Below are 16,412 nucleotides of genomic sequence, written 5' to 3' on the forward strand. Positions count from 1 at the left end.
TTCTAATTTGAAGATAAAATGTCTTTTGGCTTCATACGAATAATACCAATACTTGCCAGAATAATTGATAAAAAGGTGATCAGAAGAGCGATGGCACCAAGTTTAGCGATGCTTTCAGGTGTCTGTTTAACGTTTAGTTTATTAATTTGAGCAACATTTGCCTGTGATGTGCCCATCATAGCACCAAGACCACCCCTAGAAGGAGGTTGATTTGATTTCTGACTATTAGTTTTCGAACCATTTTGTCCCGGACCAGCATCCATTTGTCTACTTTGTTGACTTGAAGTTGTCTGTTGAGAAAGAAGTTGATTTCCAACTGCATTACCAACAAAGTTACCAGCTACGATAGCAATGACTAAGGAAACCAAAGTAACCATGAAAAGCTCTGCGAAAAATTGACCGATAATCTTTAAACGATTTTCACCGAGACTCATAAGCACGCCAATTTCATAACGTCGTTCACGGATACTAAGAATAATAATCAATGTTAATATTACTGCACCAGCTAGGGCAACTAAGAGAACAATATTTTTTGAAAAACTAGCAACATTGTTTAAAGGTGTTAACATTTGTTGGTAAACTTGATCATTACTTTCAATGGTAAATTTTTGCGTATCAATCTTACTTTTGGCTTTTTTAACAAATGATTTCATACTAGCAGGGTTTGATAAAGTATAAGTAGCAGCATCAACAGTATTGGTTTGACCCTTCATTGTATTTGCTGTCTTTAGATTGACATACAGATTATTGGAAGGGTTAGATGCATTATTTTGTAATTGAGAAGAGGTTACACTTGAACTAGATTTATAAATACCAATAACCTTAAGAATATAAGTTTTCGCTGTATTGCTGCTATCAGTAGTTACTTTGACTGTAAAACGATCACCAACAGCGAGATTGTTTGCTTTAGCTAAATCAGATTCAATAACAACGTCATTATCAGCAGTTTGACTTGTGATACCTTTTCCTTTAGTTATTTTGTTGGTACCACTTGAAAAATCTGAAACATTTGCGCTTGTATTGACGCCAGTAATAGTAAAGTCACCAGAATCCATTTTACTATTTTGACCGCTGGGTCCTTCTGAATTGTTCGTTTTGCTATTAGAATCAGAAGAATTTGATGAACTGGAACTAGTAGATATAGGAGTGATACTTCCGGCACTGGCAGTTGTTGTTGAGGTATAGAGATAAGATTTAACACCAACCATTTTAGCAACAGTCTGAGCAGTTGACAGAGAAATAGGAGTCATCTCAAATTTCGGAGGTTGGTTATTGTTTGATTGGCTAGATGATGATTGCTGAGCCTTTTTCATCATGTAGTCGCGGCTGACCTGAAGATTGACGGTTGCTCCAGCCTCTTTTTTAGCATTATCAACTGCCTTATCTGCCGCAGATTTAATGGTAAGTCCAGCTAATACAAAGTTAAGAATACTACTGGTGACTAGAGTCAAGAGAGCAGTTCGGCCTTTTTTAGCCTTGGTTGCCAGCCAAGCACGTTTGATAAAATTCATAAGGATTCCTCCAAACTAATGATGAAGTCAGTTTATGATGGTTGGCTTAAAGCAGGCTGAAAGAAAACTAAAAAGAGCCTTAAAATCAATGATAATAGGTTTAAAATTTCAAGAGGCTAGGATCAGAATGTCCCGCCTTTTTATTGTGCAGTAGTTTTTAGGCTTAAAACTTTAACAGTTTGGAAAGTTGTTGAAGTAAGAGCTCAGTAAATGATCAATTATAAAACCCCCACTAGGATTATGCACCTAGTGAGGGTAGCTTTTTTTGAAGGTGATTGACTAGCAATCATGGGGAACCATCCCCCCTATAAATAAAAATAGAACAATTATTTTAAGGATTTTCTTTTTGAAAGAAGAAGTCCGGAAAGTAAAATCAAGCCTGTTCCTAAAGCTATCAAGGCTAATTGATTATTTTTTTGAACTCCTGTATCAGGTAGTTGAGCAGAAATAGAATTTTGGTCTTTATTACCAACTTCATCGCGATGAGATTTAAATGTTGCAGGAATAGCCTGATGAACAGAGGCTTCCTTTCCTTCTTGGAATCTATTATCGGCCTTGAAATTAGGGTCAAGATCTTTAGATGACTGGAATGAAGGTTTATCACTGTTGTGAGGAGTAGAAGCTGCATCAGGGGAAGTGCCTTTTTTTACATACCAAAAGGTAGTGTTAGGAAGAAACTTAACAGGACTTCCTTTATAATATAATACCCATTCTCCCTTGCCGTTTTTTAAAGATGAAAAATCGTTGGTATTATCTTCGTTATCGTTACCACCAAATTCCAATTGTGCGTACCACATTCCCTTTTCATTATCTTGACCTGAAGCAAGACCTAAGCCCATTCCAGTTCCCCCGTCTGACAAAATACTGACAGCGTGTCCAAACGATTTGAGGCCATCGTTGGGGTCATCGTAAATATTAAAATAGTCAGAAAACCAGTTAAGCGCTAGATAGTAGGCGGTTGCTTTATCAGAGGCAAGTGTATAGCCTTCTTGACTTTTGGATTGAATGCTGCTATCCATATCCAAATGTCCATCTTCGGCAACCCAAGTTAAATTATTAGGGATAGGTAAACTAGTATCATGATCCAAGCCGTTTTTTTCATTGGCTTCTTCGTTAGCCCGATCTTGTGCGTATTTTTGCATAACCTGATCAACAGAAGGCACAGGAATAGCAATATTATTGATGTTGCGGAGTTCTGTTAAATATTCCTTTAAGTATTTTGCAATTTCGTTTGCATTAGGAACGTAAGGAGCACTAGGATCATTAACCACAATATATTCATCCCTCACGCCATCATAGGTTACATCAGCAACATTAGCATTTTTTCCAAATTCAGTTAATGTCTTGTTAAAATTGGAATTGCCATAAGCATCTTTCGCACTATAACGAGTGTCTTGATTGTTGGTTGCGGCAGCAGTTTGTGCTTTTGCAGAATTAACTTTCTCTTCTTGATCTTCAGTTGTAGCGGCTGATGTTTTTGAAATATGATCAGAGTCAGAGCGATTCGTATCAGCTATCGTTTGATCAATTTGAGATGATGAGTTTGAATCATTTTGACTTACGATCTGTTCATCAGATGGGGAGGTTGCTGACTCTTCTCTATCTACGGTTGCGTCTGAGCTTTGAGAAGTTTCCGTTTGTTGAGGAGCAGTTTCTTGTTGAACGCTTGTTGTTTGTTCGGGATTGTCCCCATCAGCTTGCGAGACAGTCTCAGCTGCGACAGGCTGTTCTATTGTCTCATCAGCCTCGATTACAGTACCTGACGCAAGGGCAACAACTGTAGTCGTTAAAATAGCTCCACAAAGCCCAGCAATCTTACTTTTTCGTTTGCTAAAAATCTTCTGTTCCATTTTTTCCTCTCATAAATAAATTATTATTATTTTAATGACATTAAAATAATAATATAGTTTATCATGATTTAATTTTATTATGGACACATTTTTTTTACATTTCTGTAAAAAATGAATACAATTAAGAGTATATCGACAAAAATAGAAAGTTAAGCAGTCTGACTTCAAGCTACTATGCCTAATATATTTGAAAAAGGCAGGACTTTTGTCCTAACCTTTTATTGTTAAAATATTAATAAGATCAATGTTCGGAAGCACCAGATGTGGCATCAGCAGCTGTTTCATTGCTATGACTGCTATCAGAGGCACCGGAAGTAGCATCGCTACCTCCACCATGGCCACTGTCAGAAGCACCAGATGTGGCATCGACACCACCTGCACCACCAACAAGTCTTTGTCCTGTTGTTTGTAGATACCAATCTAGCCAAGGTTTGAAATTGAAGACAATTTCATTGATTCCCGCAAAAGAACCATCATCATAATACATGGCTTGATAATTATGCGTATTCAAAACAGCGGGATTTGGGCTTGGAATAAGGGTACGGACATACTCCTGATTGCCATTGCGCAATGTTCCAATAACCCATTCAACATTTTTCATACGCCCTGCAGGAAGCGAATTATGAACAGTAGACAAACGATTTCCAGACTGTTCCGGGATACGCTTAGCATACATGGTATCAGGATCTTGATGGGCGTTATTGTAATACAAGAATTGATTATTGTCATCCGCATAAGTCAACTCAAAAGGCATAGCTTTTAAGAACATATTGATTTGATCGACTGTCAAAATACCATGATCAAGTTTAACATAAGCATCACCTGACACTGCACCTGTGATTTCAGCGACTTTTTCAACCCATTCAGGATCGTCGGGATCAACCTCAGTAATGGTTGTAGCAATAGGATGATTACAATCCAAATCTTCTGGTTCAATTGGTTTTGGTTTTTGCAATTTTGATACTACTCCAACATAGCTCATAAAATTATCTAAACAAGTTTCAAGGAAATCAACAGTTCCTTGATTAATAATATTACCATTGTCATCAAAGGCTTCCTTAGCTTTTCCAAGTAAAAATTCATTACCAGGAAGAGTGTAGGCATTGACGCCGGGTGCGTCTAAAATTTTTCTCAAATGAACCTGAGCTCGGGATGTCCCTTGATCATAATAAGAAGCACCAACAATCATAACAGGTTTGTTTTCAAAGGGATGGACTTCACAGGATAACCATTCCAAAACACTCTTTAAAGCGGCAGTAATGGTGTGGTTATGTTCAGGTGTAGCGATAATTACCCCGTCAGCACGTATAATTTTATTGTATAGGAGACGCAATTGGAAACTGTCTTTCCAACTCTGATCTTGATTGAACATTGGTACTTCATCAATTTCCAACAATTCTAGTTCAAATTTTAATTTAAATTGTTTTCTGATGTATTCTAACAGTTTGCGATTGTATGATTGTTCTGCATTTGAGCCTACAAGTCCTACAAATTTCATCTTATTTTCTCCTTTTTGTTTACAGACTTTCCCAATTGAAATTTTCAGCTTCTTTATGTAAAAGTTCTTGGGCACTTGATAGTTTCTCGGTGATTTTAACAAAAAGACGGAAATCGTCAAAGATAGCATCAAGTTTTTGGAAAGTATCTAAATCATTAAGATTACCTTCTTTGTCAAATGCTTGCAGAGAGTGAGAGAGTAAAAATTCATCAGGAAGGACATTCGCTTTAATTTCTGGCGCATTAAGAATTTGACGAAGTTGCAGCTGAGCTCGAGATGAACCAAGGGTTCCGTAAGAAGCCCCAGTAATCATGACAGGTTTATTAAGAAGCGGGTAAATACCGTATGACAGCCAAGCCAGAGCACTCATTAATACAGCTGGAATAGAATGATCGTATTCAGGTGTACCAATAATTACACCATCTGCAGCTTCAATTTTCTCAGCTATCTTAAGTATTTGCTCTGGAACTTTTTTGTCTGCTGGTTTATTAAAAATAGGAATATCTTTAATTTCAAGCAATTCAATGTCAGCTTTATCAGCAAAATGTTTTTGCATGTATTGCAGTAATTGGCGGTTGGTGGATTTTTTTGAGTTTGTACCAACTAATCCAATGAGTTTCATATGTGTGACCTCTCTTCTTTGAATTTAATGGAAAGTGGAAAAAGTGTTTTTAAGACCATCTGAAACAGCAAGTCGATTATCTCTAGTGATAATAATTCCTTCAATATGACTGATTTGATTAATTGTTTCCATAACAAACGGTATTGGTAAACCAAATAAACGTGTTGTCCAAATCTCACCATCAAGTGATAAGTCTGAGATAATACTGAGACTAGCCATTTGAGTTTCTATTGGATAGCCTGTATTTTTATCAAAAATATGGTGATAATCTTTCCCATTAATCTGTAGGTGACGTTCATAAATGCCAGAAGTAACAACAGATTGACCATGAATTTTCACAATACCAATATTTTGGTTTCGTGGCTTTTTAGGATCTTGAATCCCAATATACCATAAACCATTTGAACGTTTTTTATTAGGACCATAAACCAAAAGATTGCCACCCAAATTAATCATAGCAGAAGACGCACCTTGCTGTTTTAAATAAGAAATGACTCTATCAGCAATGTAACCTTTTGCCAAAGATCCCAAATCAATCTTCATTTCCTTTTGGGATAAAAAGACAGTTTGTTTTTTCTCATCCAGTCTGATATTTTGAGGATCGATCAGTTTCAATTTTTTTTCAATCAGAGATTTGCTGGGGATATTGGCATCGTCAAAACCTATCCGCCAAGCTTGCACCAAAGGTCCGATAGCGATATTGAGATTGCTTGGCTGCTCAAGGCTATGTTTTTTCCCAATTTTAATTAATTGGAACAAATCTTCTTGAACCTGAACAGGTTTGATACCTGCCAGATGATTGACAGCCATCAGTTCTGAGTCATCACTATTGGCACTGAAACGATGTTCGTAAGTCTTTAAAAGTTGGCAAGCAGTCTCAACAAGTTCTTTAGCATTGTCGGCTTCAACCATAAGATCAATCGTTGTCCCCATCAGATGTAAAGTTTGTTGTGCCTGCAAATTTTTCCTACCTCCTTTAGAGCTTTCTGATTATATGATAGCGTTTTCTGAAAATAAAATCAAGCTTTAAATAACCGAAACCTAACCTTTTTTCTTCATTTCTCCGTGAGGATAATAGGTTCCTTCCGGCATGTCGTTAATAAAAACGTGAATCGCTTCTTTAGGTGCTTTTGCAACACGAGATACTACTTCAGTTACTTCACGAGCAAGCTGGATTTTTTGTTCTTGGCTACGGCCTTCAAAAAGGTCAATTTTAACAAATGGCATAAGTATAACACTCCTTTAATTTAATAGTTTCATTTTAGCATATTTTTGTTAAAAAGAAGATGACAATATGTCTTTTATTTAACAAAAAAACTCAGTGCGCCTTTTGAGCTTTTATGGTAAAATGGATAAGATATCAGTTTGAGATGGGGATGACAGTCTTGGCGCAGTTATATTATAAATATGGGACCATGAATTCAGGTAAGACAATCGAAATTTTAAAGGTTGCTCATAATTATGAAGAACAAGGAAAGCCTGTTGTCATTATGACGAGCAGCTTGGACACGCGAGATGGATTTGGTGTGGTGGCTAGTAGAATTGGCATGCGACGTGAAGCAGTTACTATTACAGATGACATGGATATTTTTGCTTACATCGAAAACATGTTTGAGAAACCTTATTGTATTTTAATTGATGAAAGTCAGTTTTTAAGCCAAAAAAATGTTTATGATCTAGCAAGGATTGTTGATGAATTGGATGTGCCTGTTATGGCCTTTGGGCTCAAAAATGATTTTCAGAACCATCTCTTTGAAGGGTCACGTGAACTCTTGCTGTTAGCTGATAAGATTGAGGAAATTAAAACTATCTGTCAATTTTGCTCCAAAAAGGCAACCATGGTTTTAAGAACAGAAAATGGCAGGCCTGTCTATAAGGGCAATCAAATTCAAATTGGTGGTAATGAAACTTATATTCCTGTCTGTCGAAGACATTACTTTCATCCTCCAATCAAAGCCTGACATTTTTGACAGGAATGACTTATTGATGTATCAAGTCCAAAGAAAGGTTAAATGATAAAATGAATATTTATGATCAACTTCAGGCGGTTGAAGATCGTTATGAAGAATTAGGAGAATTGCTTTCAGATCCAGACGTCGTCAGTGATACCAAGCGTTTTATGGAATTATCGCGAGAAGAAGCCAATAGCCGCGAAACAGTTGCTGTCTATCGTGAGTACAAGCAAATCGTTCAAAATATTGCTGATGCGCAAGAAATGATTAAAGATGCTAGTGGTGATCCTGAACTTGAGGAAATGGCCAAGGAAGAGTTGAAAAACTCCAAGGTAGCAAAGGAAGAATACGAAGAAAAACTGAAATTTCTCCTTTTACCAAAAGATCCCAACGATGATAAGAATATTATTTTAGAAATTCGTGGTGCTGCAGGCGGTGACGAAGCCGCTCTTTTTGCTGGTGATCTTTTGAATATGTACCAAAAATATGCTGAAAATCAAGGCTGGAAATTTGAGGTGATGGAGGCTTCTACCAATGGTGTCGGCGGACTCAAGGAAGTCGTTGCTATGGTTTCAGGACAGTCTGTTTATTCTAAACTCAAATATGAATCGGGTGCCCATCGAGTTCAACGTGTTCCTGTAACAGAAAGTCAAGGTCGTGTCCATACCTCAACAGCAACAGTTCTCGTCATGCCCGAAGTTGAAGAAGTCGAATATGAAATAGATCCAAAAGACTTGCGTGTGGATATCTATCATGCTTCAGGTGCTGGTGGGCAAAATGTCAATAAAGTAGCAACTGCGGTTCGTATTATCCATTTGCCAACCAACATTAAAGTTGAAATGCAAGAAGAGCGCACCCAGCAGAAAAATCGTGATAAGGCTATGAAAATTATCCGTGCGCGTGTAGCAGACCACTTTGCGCAAATTGCTCAGGATGAACAAGATGCTGAACGAAAATCAACAGTTGGTACGGGAGACCGTTCAGAGCGTATTCGTACCTATAATTTTCCGCAAAACCGTGTCACAGATCACCGTATTGGGCTGACACTTCAAAAATTAGACAGTATTTTGTCAGGCAAGTTAGACGAAGTCATTGACGCTCTTATTCTTTATGATCAAACACAAAAATTAGAAGAGCTTAATAAATGATGAATTATGGACAAGTTTTTGCCCAATATGAATCAGAACTTGAAGCTTTGGGAGAAGAAAAGGAAAGTTTGGCCTACGTTTTTAAAGATTGTAAGGGTTGGAATCAGACAGATTTTATCCTTCAACAGCCACAAGAAATTGCTGAAGCGGATCTGACTAAACTTGAAGAAAGCATGCAACAATTAAGGCAGCATATCCCTGCTCAATATATCACAGGAAAAGCTTACTTTGCTGACTTAATCCTATCGGTTGATGAACGTGTTTTGATTCCAAGGCCAGAAACAGAAGAATTAGTCAAATTTATCTTAAAAGAAAATCAGCATAGAAGCTTTGCTAAACTTTTAGACATTGGTACAGGCAGCGGTGCTATTGCTTTGGCTCTTGCAAAAGCTCAGCCAGATTGGCAAGTATGGGCTAGCGATATTTCAGAAGATGCTCTTAATTTAGCACAGGAAAACGCTACTGTTAATCAAGCAGCTGTGACCTTTTTGCAGTCAGATATTTTTAGTCACATTTCAGATAAATACGATATTATTGTTTCTAACCCACCTTATATTTCTTTAAGGGATCAAGATGAAGTTGAACAGAATGTTTTGACACACGAACCCCATTTAGCGCTTTTTGCTGATAATGATGGCTTAGCTTTCTATCAGAAGTTAGCTTTAGAAGCTGAGCATTATTTAAAACTTACAGGTAAAATTTACTTAGAAATTGGCTACAAGCAGGGAGAAGCAGTTTCTCAGCTTTTTGAAAGACAGTTCCCAAATAAGCGTGTTCGCCTTTTGCAGGATAGTTTTGGCAAGGATAGAATGGTTGTGGTTGACGATGGATAAAATTGAAGAAGCACTTAGAGAGGGACAGGCAGTTGTTCTGCCAACAGAAACCGTCTATGGTCTTTTTGCTCAAGCTTTGAGCAAAAGAGCTGTTGATAATGTTTATGATTTAAAAAAACGGCCACGCGAAAAAGCAATGAACTTAAACGTTGCCTCTTTAGAAGATATTTTGGCTTTTTCAAAAGAGGCACCAGCTTATTTGGCAGAACTCTATAAAGCTTTTTTACCGGGTCCCTTAACCATTGTCTTGAAAGCTAACGAAAAAGTGCCAGCTTGGATTAATGGCGGTTTATCAACTGTTGGTTTCAGGGTCCCCGCCCACCCTCAAACTCTAGCCTATATCAAACAGACTGGTCCTTTAATTGGCACTTCAGCTAATTTATCTGGTCAAGCAAGTGGTTTGGTTTATCGGGAAATTCAAGAGGCTTTTGCTAATCGTTTATTAGGTATTCAGGATGATAAGGCAATAAAAGGAAGAGACTCGACTATTTTAGATATTTCAAGTTCCCGAGCAAAGATTCTGAGACAAGGAGCGCTTACACAGGACGCTATTCAAGCGCATGTGAAAGATATAAGATTTTAAGGAGAAAAAATGATTTTTGATAAAGATAATTATGAAGAGTACGATAGAGAAGTCTGGGAAGCTATTCACGCAGAAGAAAAGCGACAGCAAAACAATATTGAATTAATTGCCTCTGAAAATGTGGTTTCTAAAGCAGTCATGAAGGCGCAGGGGTCTATTTTGACTAATAAATATGCTGAAGGTTATCCTGGCCGTCGTTATTATGGCGGTACAGACTATGTTGATGTAGTTGAGAGTTTGGCTATCGAACGTGCTAAAAGACTTTTTGGTGCTAAATATGCTAATGTTCAACCCCACTCTGGTAGTCAAGCGAATGCTGCAGCTTATATGGCACTTATCAAGCCCGGTAATACTGTTATGGGCTTAGATTTGGCTGCTGGTGGTCATTTGACACATGGCTCCCCAGTTAGTTTTTCTGGGCAAACCTATAACTTCATAGCTTACAATGTTGATCCTGAAACAGAAGTTTTGAATTATGAACAAATTTTAAAACAGGCTGAAGAAGTGCAGCCTAAGTTAATTGTTGCTGGGGCATCTGCTTATTCTCATATCATTGATTTTAAAAAATTCCGTGACATTGCAGACCAAGTTGGTGCAAAACTTATGGTTGACATGGCCCACATTGCTGGCTTGGTTGCTGCCGACTTGCATCCAAATCCTGTACCTTATGCTCATATTACAACAACAACGACTCATAAAACTCTTCGTGGCCCTCGCGGTGGGCTCGTCTTGACCAATGATGAAGATTTAGCTAAAAAAATCAATTCTGCTATCTTCCCTGGTTTGCAAGGTGGTCCTTTGGAACATATTGTTGCGGCCAAGGCTATCACTTTCAAGGAAAATTTAGATCCTGCTTTTAAAGTTTATGCGCAAAAAATTATTGAAAATTGCCAAGCAATGGTAGAAGTTTTCAATGCTCACGAAAAATTCCGTGTTGTTTCTGGTGCTAGTGAAAACCATCTTTTCCTCGTTGATGTCACACAAGTTGTTGAAAACGGTAAAGTGGCTCAGAATATTTTAGATGATGTTCATATCACATTGAATAAAAATTCTATTCCTTTTGAAAAGCTGTCACCGTTTAAAACTTCAGGTATTCGCATTGGAACGGCAGCAGTAACAGCGCGTGGTTTTGGTCCTGAAGAATGCCGTAAAGTGGCTGAATTGATTGTTAAAACCCTTGAAAATACCGAAAATGAAGCAGTGTTAGAAGAAGTGCGTCAAGAAGTTAAACTTTTGACAGATGCTTTCCCACTTTATGAGAATCTTGTATGATGGATTTGTATTTAAAAAAGATTGTCATTCACCAATTTACTCCAGATGATACTGAGCTCATTCTTTCGGATAAATGCTTAACTATTACACCCAATTTAGATACTTATTTTCGAAAAAAAGTAGGTAAAGTTTTTTCTGACGAAGCTAGGCGTGGTCAGTTTGATAGTGGTAATGTCTTTCTTAGTTATTTGACAGATGACTTTTTAGAGTCCTCCAAGAAAATTGCCCACCTTTGGAAAGAAGAATTCGTTATCAGTGACAATCAAAAAACGAATGATTTAGTTTTTCTTCAGTTTGATAAAGAGGGCATTGAGCATTTTGCTTTCTTAAGACTAGCTCTAAAGGAGAGTTTAACGCATATTATTGATGATGGCGATAGCCCTCTGCGCCTGACACAAAATAATTTGCCATCTGCTGCACAAACACCAGATGAAGCTTTAATTATCAATCGTCAAAATCAGCAGTATTATCTTATTGAAAAGCGCATTAAGCATAATGGCTCTTTTGCTAATTATTTTTCAGAGAATCTTCTTCAAGTTAAGCCTGAACAATCAGTTAAAAAGTCCATTAAGATGATGGAACAGACAGCACAAAAAATTGCTGATAATTTCAATCAAGATGACTTTGCTTTTCATGCAAAGATGAAAGCCGCCATTTATAAAAATTTGGAAGAAGATCAGGAATTATCACCAGAAAAATTAGCCGATCAGCTCTTTGATTCCAATCTGACAGCGCGTTTAAATTTTATTGATGACTTGAAAGAAACAATCCCAGAGTCAATCAAAGTTTCTGATATCGATCATTCTCGTCAAACTAAAAAATTGGAGAATCAAAAACTGTCTCTTTCCAATGGAATTGAGCTTTTAGTACCCAATCATATCTATCAGGATGCAGAATCTGTTGAATTTATCCAAAACCAAAATGGAACTTATTCTATTTTGATCAAAAATATCGAAGACATACAAAGTAAATAATATGAAAAAAAAACTAATACGAATCATTCTTTTAGGTCTTCTGATTTTTATCGGATATCAAACTTTTACTACCTATCAGAATGTCAAAAAAGTACTTGCATACCGTCCAATGGTGCAGGAAGTTTTAGATGAAAATGATACTAAAACCAATGAAAATTTAGTTTTAGCCATGATTTATACAGAGACAAAAGGCAGAGAAGATGATTTAATGCAATCCAGCGAAAGTTCAAGTGGCATTGCTAATACTATTACCGATAGTCGTGAAAGCGTTAAACAAGGTATAACCGTTTTATCTGAAAATTTAGAAGAAGCGCAGAATAGGAATACGGATGTCTGGACGGCAGTGCAAGCTTATAATTTCGGTAAAAATTATATTCGTTATATTGCTAAGCATGGTGGTAAGAGTACAATAAAACTAGCCAAACGTTATTCCAAAGATGTTGTAGCACCAAGTCTAGGAAATAAAACAGGAGAAACATATCACTATCATAATTTAGTAGCATTCTATTATGGTGGCGGTGAGCTTTATAAAGACGGCGGCAATATCTATTACGCTAAGCAGGTCAAACTAAATCTCTCCTTAATTAAGTTTGTTGCTGCTTTCCAAAGAAAGTGAGTTTTATTGATGAGATCATTACTTATCTATTTTAAGGGGTATCTCAAAGAAACCATACTTGGCCCCGTCTTCAAACTTTTAGAGGCCTCTTTTGAATTGCTAGTTCCCTTGGTTATTGCCAAAATGGTTGATCGTTATATTCCTCATAATGATAAAAATCATCTTTATTTGATGATTTTCTTTCTGGTTTTATTAGCTTGTTCCAATATTACGGTGGCTCTTATTGCCCAATATTGTTCTGCTAAAGCAGCAGTGGGCTATACTAAACAGCTTAGTCAAAGTCTTTTTCAAAAAATCATGCGCTTGCCCAAGGAAAAACGCGATGAATTGACAACGTCAAGTTTAGTGACACGTTTGGTTAGTGATACCTTTCAAATTCAAACTGGCATTAATCAATTCTTGCGCCTTTTTCTTAGAGCACCGATTATTGTTTTTGGTTCAGTCTTGATGGCTTTTCTAATTAGTCCCAGAATTACCATTTGGTTTTTCCTGATGGTTTTTGTCCTTTTTGCTTTAGTTTATCTCATGTCTGTTGTGGTCAATCCTCTCTATGATAAGATTCGCCGTCTAACTGATAAAATTGTTGGTTTAACTCGTGAACAATTAGAAGGAAGTCGTGTTATTCGTGCTTTTGGTCAAATAAAAGCAGAAGAGGAGAATTTTCAAAAAACGAATCAAGATTATACGGATTGGCAAATTAAAACAGGTTATATTTCAACCTTAATAACCCCTCTGACCTATTTAGCTGTCAATGTCACCTTGATTGTTGTCATTTGGCAGGGACAAATTGCTATTTCACATCATTATTTGAGTCAGGGAATGCTAATTGCGCTAGTCAATTATTTGCTGCAAATTCTGGTAGAGCTTTTAAAATTAACGATGTTGGTTTCTTCTTTGAATCAGAGTTTCATCAGCGCTAGACGAATCACTCAGGTTTTTGACCAAGAGGAAGAAGATGTTTTAGCGCCTTTGCAATCTCAACTCGTTTCGGATGATGTCCTTGTTAAAGTGACAGATATGATTTTTTCCTATCCTCAGGCTGCTAAATCAGCTCTTGAAAGAATTTCTTTTGCTGTTGGACAAGGAGAATTCTTTGGTATTATTGGCGGGACTGGTTCTGGAAAGTCTAGTTTAATTCAAGTTCTGTTGCGTCTTTATCTCCCTCAAAAGGGCAATGTCGCTATTTTTAAGGACAAAAGGAGTGCAAAAACCATCAAGGAATGGCGAAATTGGGTTAGTCTGGTTCCTCAAAAGGCAGAACTCTTCACAGGAACGATTCGTTCTAACTTGTTGCTTAGTACAGAAAAACAAGTCAGTGATGAGCAGCTTTGGCAAGTGCTTGATATAGCTCAGGCTAGCGATTTTGTTAATCAGAAGCCAGGAAAACTTGATGCCCAAGTAGAAGCCTTTGGAAGGAATTTTTCAGGCGGACAGAGACAGCGTTTGACTATTGCTAGAGCTTTATTAAAAGAAGCACCTTTGCTGATACTAGATGACGCCACTTCAGCTCTTGATTATTTAACAGAAGCAAAACTCTTACAGGCTATCAAGGATAATTTTAAGAAGACGACACTTATTATGGTATCTCAAAGGACTAACAGTCTTTCTAAGGCAGATAATATTTTGGTTTTGGATCAAGGAAAGCAAGTGGCATTAGCCGATCATGCTAAGCTTTTACAAACCTGTTCGCTTTATCAGGAAATTCATTACTCGCAACATCCGCAAGAGGAGGTTGTCAAATGAAAGCTAGAAATAATAAAAATACCTTAAAGCGCTTGACTGCTGACTTTCTTAAGCAGAGAATTTTGGTTTTTCTTGCCTTATTGGGTACTTTGATTCAGGTCAGCCTAACGGTTTATCTCCCAGTTCTAATTGGGCAAGCAGTTGATGCTGTTCTTGCTAAAAATGTCCAGAAAATCTTACCGACAATCTTGATTAGCATGATTCTTGTTGTTGCCTTTAATACCATTATCCAATGGATCAATCCCTTGACTTACAATCGTTTGGTTTTCACTTATAGCCAGAAGCTTCGGCAGAATATCATTGAAAAACTTTATCGCCTCCCTTTATCTTATTTGGATAAGCATTCTTCAGGTGATTTAGTCAGTCGTATAACAACGGATGTTGAACAATTATCCAACGGACTTTTAATGGTTTTTAATCAGTTTTTCGTAGGTATTTTGACTATTTTGTTAACCATCATAACAATGGCGAAGCTAGACTTTTTTATGATGATTTTGGTACTGGTCTTAACACCACTTTCCTTATTTGTTGCTCGTTTTATTGCTCAAAAGAGTTATCATCTTTATCAAAGACAAACCAGAGCCAGAGGAGCATTTACTCAACATATTGAGGAGAGTCTTCGTCAGGAAAGTTTGATTCAAAGCTTCAATGCTCAAGATCAATTTATTCACACTTTTGATCATCTAAATAGCAAATATGCTAAGTATTCACAAGGTGCTATTTTCTATTCATCTACAGTCAATCCCGCGACACGTTTTATCAATGCCTTAATTTATGCGCTCTTAGCTGGTATCGGAGCATTACGCATTATGAATGGGAATTTTACTGTGGGGCAATTGACCACTTTCTTGAATTATGTCACTCAATATACCAAACCCTTTAATGACATTTCAGCCGTTCTATCTGAATTACAAAGTGCTTTAGCATGTGCAGAACGTCTCTATATGATTCTTGATGAAAAGGATGCTAAGGATGATGGCAAGAAAGAATTAGTCAGTGAATCTGTTAAAGGTGCTATTGCCTTTGATAAGATTAGTTTTGGTTATGATGAGAAACAAACTCTGATTAAGAATTTGTCTGTCAATATTCCACAAGGTTCCAAAGTGGCTATCGTTGGTCCTACAGGGGCTGGAAAATCAACTCTCATTAATTTGCTGATGCGATTTTATGATTTGCGAGAAGGGCAAATACTGCTAGATGGGCAAGCAATCACTGATTATAGTAAAGCTTCTTATCGTCAGCAGATTGGTATGGTCTTACAAGAAACTTGGTTGAAAACGGCTACTGTTTTGGAAAATATTGCCTTTGGTTATCCTGAAGCTAGCCGCGAGCAAGTGATTGCAGCGGCAAAAGCAGCTAATGCCGACTTTTTTATAAAACAACTTCCTCAAGGTTACGATACTTTTTTGGCCGATGCAGGAGAATCCCTATCACAAGGGCAAAGGCAATTGTTAACGATAGCACGAATTTTTGTTCATATTCCTAAAATATTAATCTTGGATGAAGCAACTTCCTCCATTGATACACGAACAGAAATCTTGGTCCAAGAAGCATTTGAAAAGCTTATGAAAGGACGGACCAGCTTTATTATTGCACATAGATTGTCAACTATTCAAAGCGCAGACCTTATCTTAGTTATGGTAGATGGCAATATTGTTGAACAAGGAAATCATAAAGACTTGATGCAGAAAAAAGGTGTCTATTATCAAATGCAGACAGCACAGGATAGCCTTGAAAGCTAATAATCATTATCATCAGATTAGTTTTTGATAGTAAATATTCTTTGAATATAAAGTAAAAAATGCTTGAA

15 protein-coding genes are annotated in these 16,412 nt (G+C 37.1%); 9 read left to right on the plus strand and 6 right to left on the minus strand.

Features of this window, described 5'->3' with window-relative positions; all coding sequences use genetic code 11:
• Nucleotides 1–2: 2 nt before the first annotated feature.
• From FNL60_RS05305 to FNL60_RS05330, 6 genes are all read right to left on the minus strand, one after another.
• Nucleotides 3–1,511: an ABC transporter permease gene (locus FNL60_RS05305; RefSeq protein ID WP_002279950.1), complete on the minus strand. Its 1,509-nt coding sequence runs from the start codon at nt 1,509–1,511 to the stop codon at nt 3–5.
• A 326-nt stretch (nt 1,512–1,837) separates the two neighbouring features.
• Nucleotides 1,838–3,361, minus strand: a complete 1,524-nt coding sequence (locus FNL60_RS05310; protein WP_002279949.1) for a putative cross-wall-targeting lipoprotein signal domain-containing protein — start codon at nt 3,359–3,361, stop codon at nt 1,838–1,840.
• 241 nt (nt 3,362–3,602) lie between these two features.
• The gene (locus FNL60_RS05315) at nt 3,603–4,859 is read right to left on the minus strand and encodes an NAD(P)H-dependent oxidoreductase (RefSeq protein WP_002264275.1); all 1,257 of its coding nucleotides are present in this window, start codon (nt 4,857–4,859) and stop codon (nt 3,603–3,605) included.
• Between the two features lie 19 nt (nt 4,860–4,878).
• Nucleotides 4,879–5,481, minus strand: coding sequence for an NADPH-dependent FMN reductase (locus FNL60_RS05320; protein ID WP_002262251.1), 603 nt, complete (start codon nt 5,479–5,481; stop codon nt 4,879–4,881).
• Between the two features lie 24 nt (nt 5,482–5,505).
• Complete coding sequence (locus tag FNL60_RS05325; RefSeq protein ID WP_002267671.1) at nt 5,506–6,441, minus strand: FAD:protein FMN transferase; 936 nt, start codon at nt 6,439–6,441, stop codon at nt 5,506–5,508.
• Between the two features lie 81 nt (nt 6,442–6,522).
• Nucleotides 6,523–6,708 carry a 4-oxalocrotonate tautomerase gene (locus FNL60_RS05330; protein WP_002262253.1) on the minus strand — a complete coding sequence of 62 codons (186 nt, stop codon included), beginning with the start codon at nt 6,706–6,708 and terminating at the stop codon, nt 6,523–6,525.
• Nucleotides 6,709–6,866: 158 nt separating this feature from the next.
• Here FNL60_RS05330 and FNL60_RS05335 point away from each other — a divergent pair, with 158 nt between their 5' ends.
• From FNL60_RS05335 to FNL60_RS05375, 9 genes are read left to right on the plus strand one after another with little or no spacing between them, the layout of a single operon-like run.
• Nucleotides 6,867–7,442: a thymidine kinase gene (locus FNL60_RS05335; RefSeq protein ID WP_002264272.1), complete on the plus strand. Its 576-nt coding sequence runs from the start codon at nt 6,867–6,869 to the stop codon at nt 7,440–7,442.
• A gap of 59 nt (nt 7,443–7,501) precedes the next feature.
• The gene (gene prfA, locus FNL60_RS05340; protein ID WP_002267672.1) at nt 7,502–8,581 is read left to right on the plus strand and encodes a peptide chain release factor 1; all 1,080 of its coding nucleotides are present in this window, start codon (nt 7,502–7,504) and stop codon (nt 8,579–8,581) included.
• On the plus strand, nt 8,581–9,414 hold the full coding sequence (gene prmC, locus FNL60_RS05345) for a peptide chain release factor N(5)-glutamine methyltransferase (RefSeq protein WP_032506511.1): 834 nt from the start codon (nt 8,581–8,583) through the stop codon (nt 9,412–9,414). Before prfA ends, prmC begins: the two co-directional genes overlap by 1 nt.
• Nucleotides 9,407–9,997 carry an L-threonylcarbamoyladenylate synthase gene (locus FNL60_RS05350; protein ID WP_002279947.1) on the plus strand — a complete coding sequence of 197 codons (591 nt, stop codon included), beginning with the start codon at nt 9,407–9,409 and terminating at the stop codon, nt 9,995–9,997. The genes prmC and FNL60_RS05350 overlap by 8 nt, the downstream gene beginning before the upstream one ends.
• Before the next feature lie 9 nt (nt 9,998–10,006).
• Complete coding sequence (glyA, locus tag FNL60_RS05355) at nt 10,007–11,269, plus strand: serine hydroxymethyltransferase (RefSeq protein WP_002279946.1); 1,263 nt, start codon at nt 10,007–10,009, stop codon at nt 11,267–11,269.
• Nucleotides 11,266–12,243 carry a nucleoid-associated protein gene (locus tag FNL60_RS05360; RefSeq protein WP_002264268.1) on the plus strand — a complete coding sequence of 326 codons (978 nt, stop codon included), beginning with the start codon at nt 11,266–11,268 and terminating at the stop codon, nt 12,241–12,243. The genes glyA and FNL60_RS05360 overlap by 4 nt, the downstream gene beginning before the upstream one ends.
• A 1-nt stretch (nt 12,244) precedes the next feature.
• A complete protein-coding gene (locus tag FNL60_RS05365) occupies nt 12,245–12,859 on the plus strand; it encodes a lysozyme family protein (protein ID WP_002262260.1) in 615 nt (204 codons plus the stop codon).
• A gap of 9 nt (nt 12,860–12,868) precedes the next feature.
• On the plus strand, nt 12,869–14,602 hold the full coding sequence (locus FNL60_RS05370) for an ABC transporter ATP-binding protein (protein WP_002279945.1): 1,734 nt from the start codon (nt 12,869–12,871) through the stop codon (nt 14,600–14,602).
• Complete coding sequence (locus FNL60_RS05375; RefSeq protein WP_002279944.1) at nt 14,599–16,344, plus strand: ABC transporter ATP-binding protein; 1,746 nt, start codon at nt 14,599–14,601, stop codon at nt 16,342–16,344. Before FNL60_RS05370 ends, FNL60_RS05375 begins: the two co-directional genes overlap by 4 nt.
• Nucleotides 16,345–16,412 lie beyond the last annotated feature (68 nt).

It is taken from the genome of Streptococcus mutans (genome assembly GCF_006739205.1).
Lineage (GTDB): Bacteria > Bacillota > Bacilli > Lactobacillales > Streptococcaceae > Streptococcus > Streptococcus mutans.

Coding starts and splice junctions, on each gene's coding strand:
- FNL60_RS05360 (WP_002264268.1), top strand. CDS start 11,266: ATGATGGATTTGTATTTAAAAAAGATTGTCATTCACCAATTTACTCCA.
- FNL60_RS05365 (WP_002262260.1), top strand. CDS start 12,245: ATGAAAAAAAAACTAATACGAATCATTCTTTTAGGTCTTCTGATTTTT.
- FNL60_RS05315 (WP_002264275.1), bottom strand. CDS start 4,859: ATGAAATTTGTAGGACTTGTAGGCTCAAATGCAGAACAATCATACAAT.
- FNL60_RS05305 (WP_002279950.1), bottom strand. CDS start 1,511: ATGAATTTTATCAAACGTGCTTGGCTGGCAACCAAGGCTAAAAAAGGC.
- FNL60_RS05320 (WP_002262251.1), bottom strand. CDS start 5,481: ATGAAACTCATTGGATTAGTTGGTACAAACTCAAAAAAATCCACCAAC.
- FNL60_RS05310 (WP_002279949.1), bottom strand. CDS start 3,361: ATGGAACAGAAGATTTTTAGCAAACGAAAAAGTAAGATTGCTGGGCTT.
- FNL60_RS05375 (WP_002279944.1), top strand. CDS start 14,599: ATGAAAGCTAGAAATAATAAAAATACCTTAAAGCGCTTGACTGCTGAC.
- FNL60_RS05370 (WP_002279945.1), top strand. CDS start 12,869: ATGAGATCATTACTTATCTATTTTAAGGGGTATCTCAAAGAAACCATA.
- prmC (WP_032506511.1), top strand. CDS start 8,581: ATGAATTATGGACAAGTTTTTGCCCAATATGAATCAGAACTTGAAGCT.
- prfA (WP_002267672.1), top strand. CDS start 7,502: ATGAATATTTATGATCAACTTCAGGCGGTTGAAGATCGTTATGAAGAA.
- glyA (WP_002279946.1), top strand. CDS start 10,007: ATGATTTTTGATAAAGATAATTATGAAGAGTACGATAGAGAAGTCTGG.
- FNL60_RS05350 (WP_002279947.1), top strand. CDS start 9,407: ATGGATAAAATTGAAGAAGCACTTAGAGAGGGACAGGCAGTTGTTCTG.
- FNL60_RS05330 (WP_002262253.1), bottom strand. CDS start 6,708: ATGCCATTTGTTAAAATTGACCTTTTTGAAGGCCGTAGCCAAGAACAA.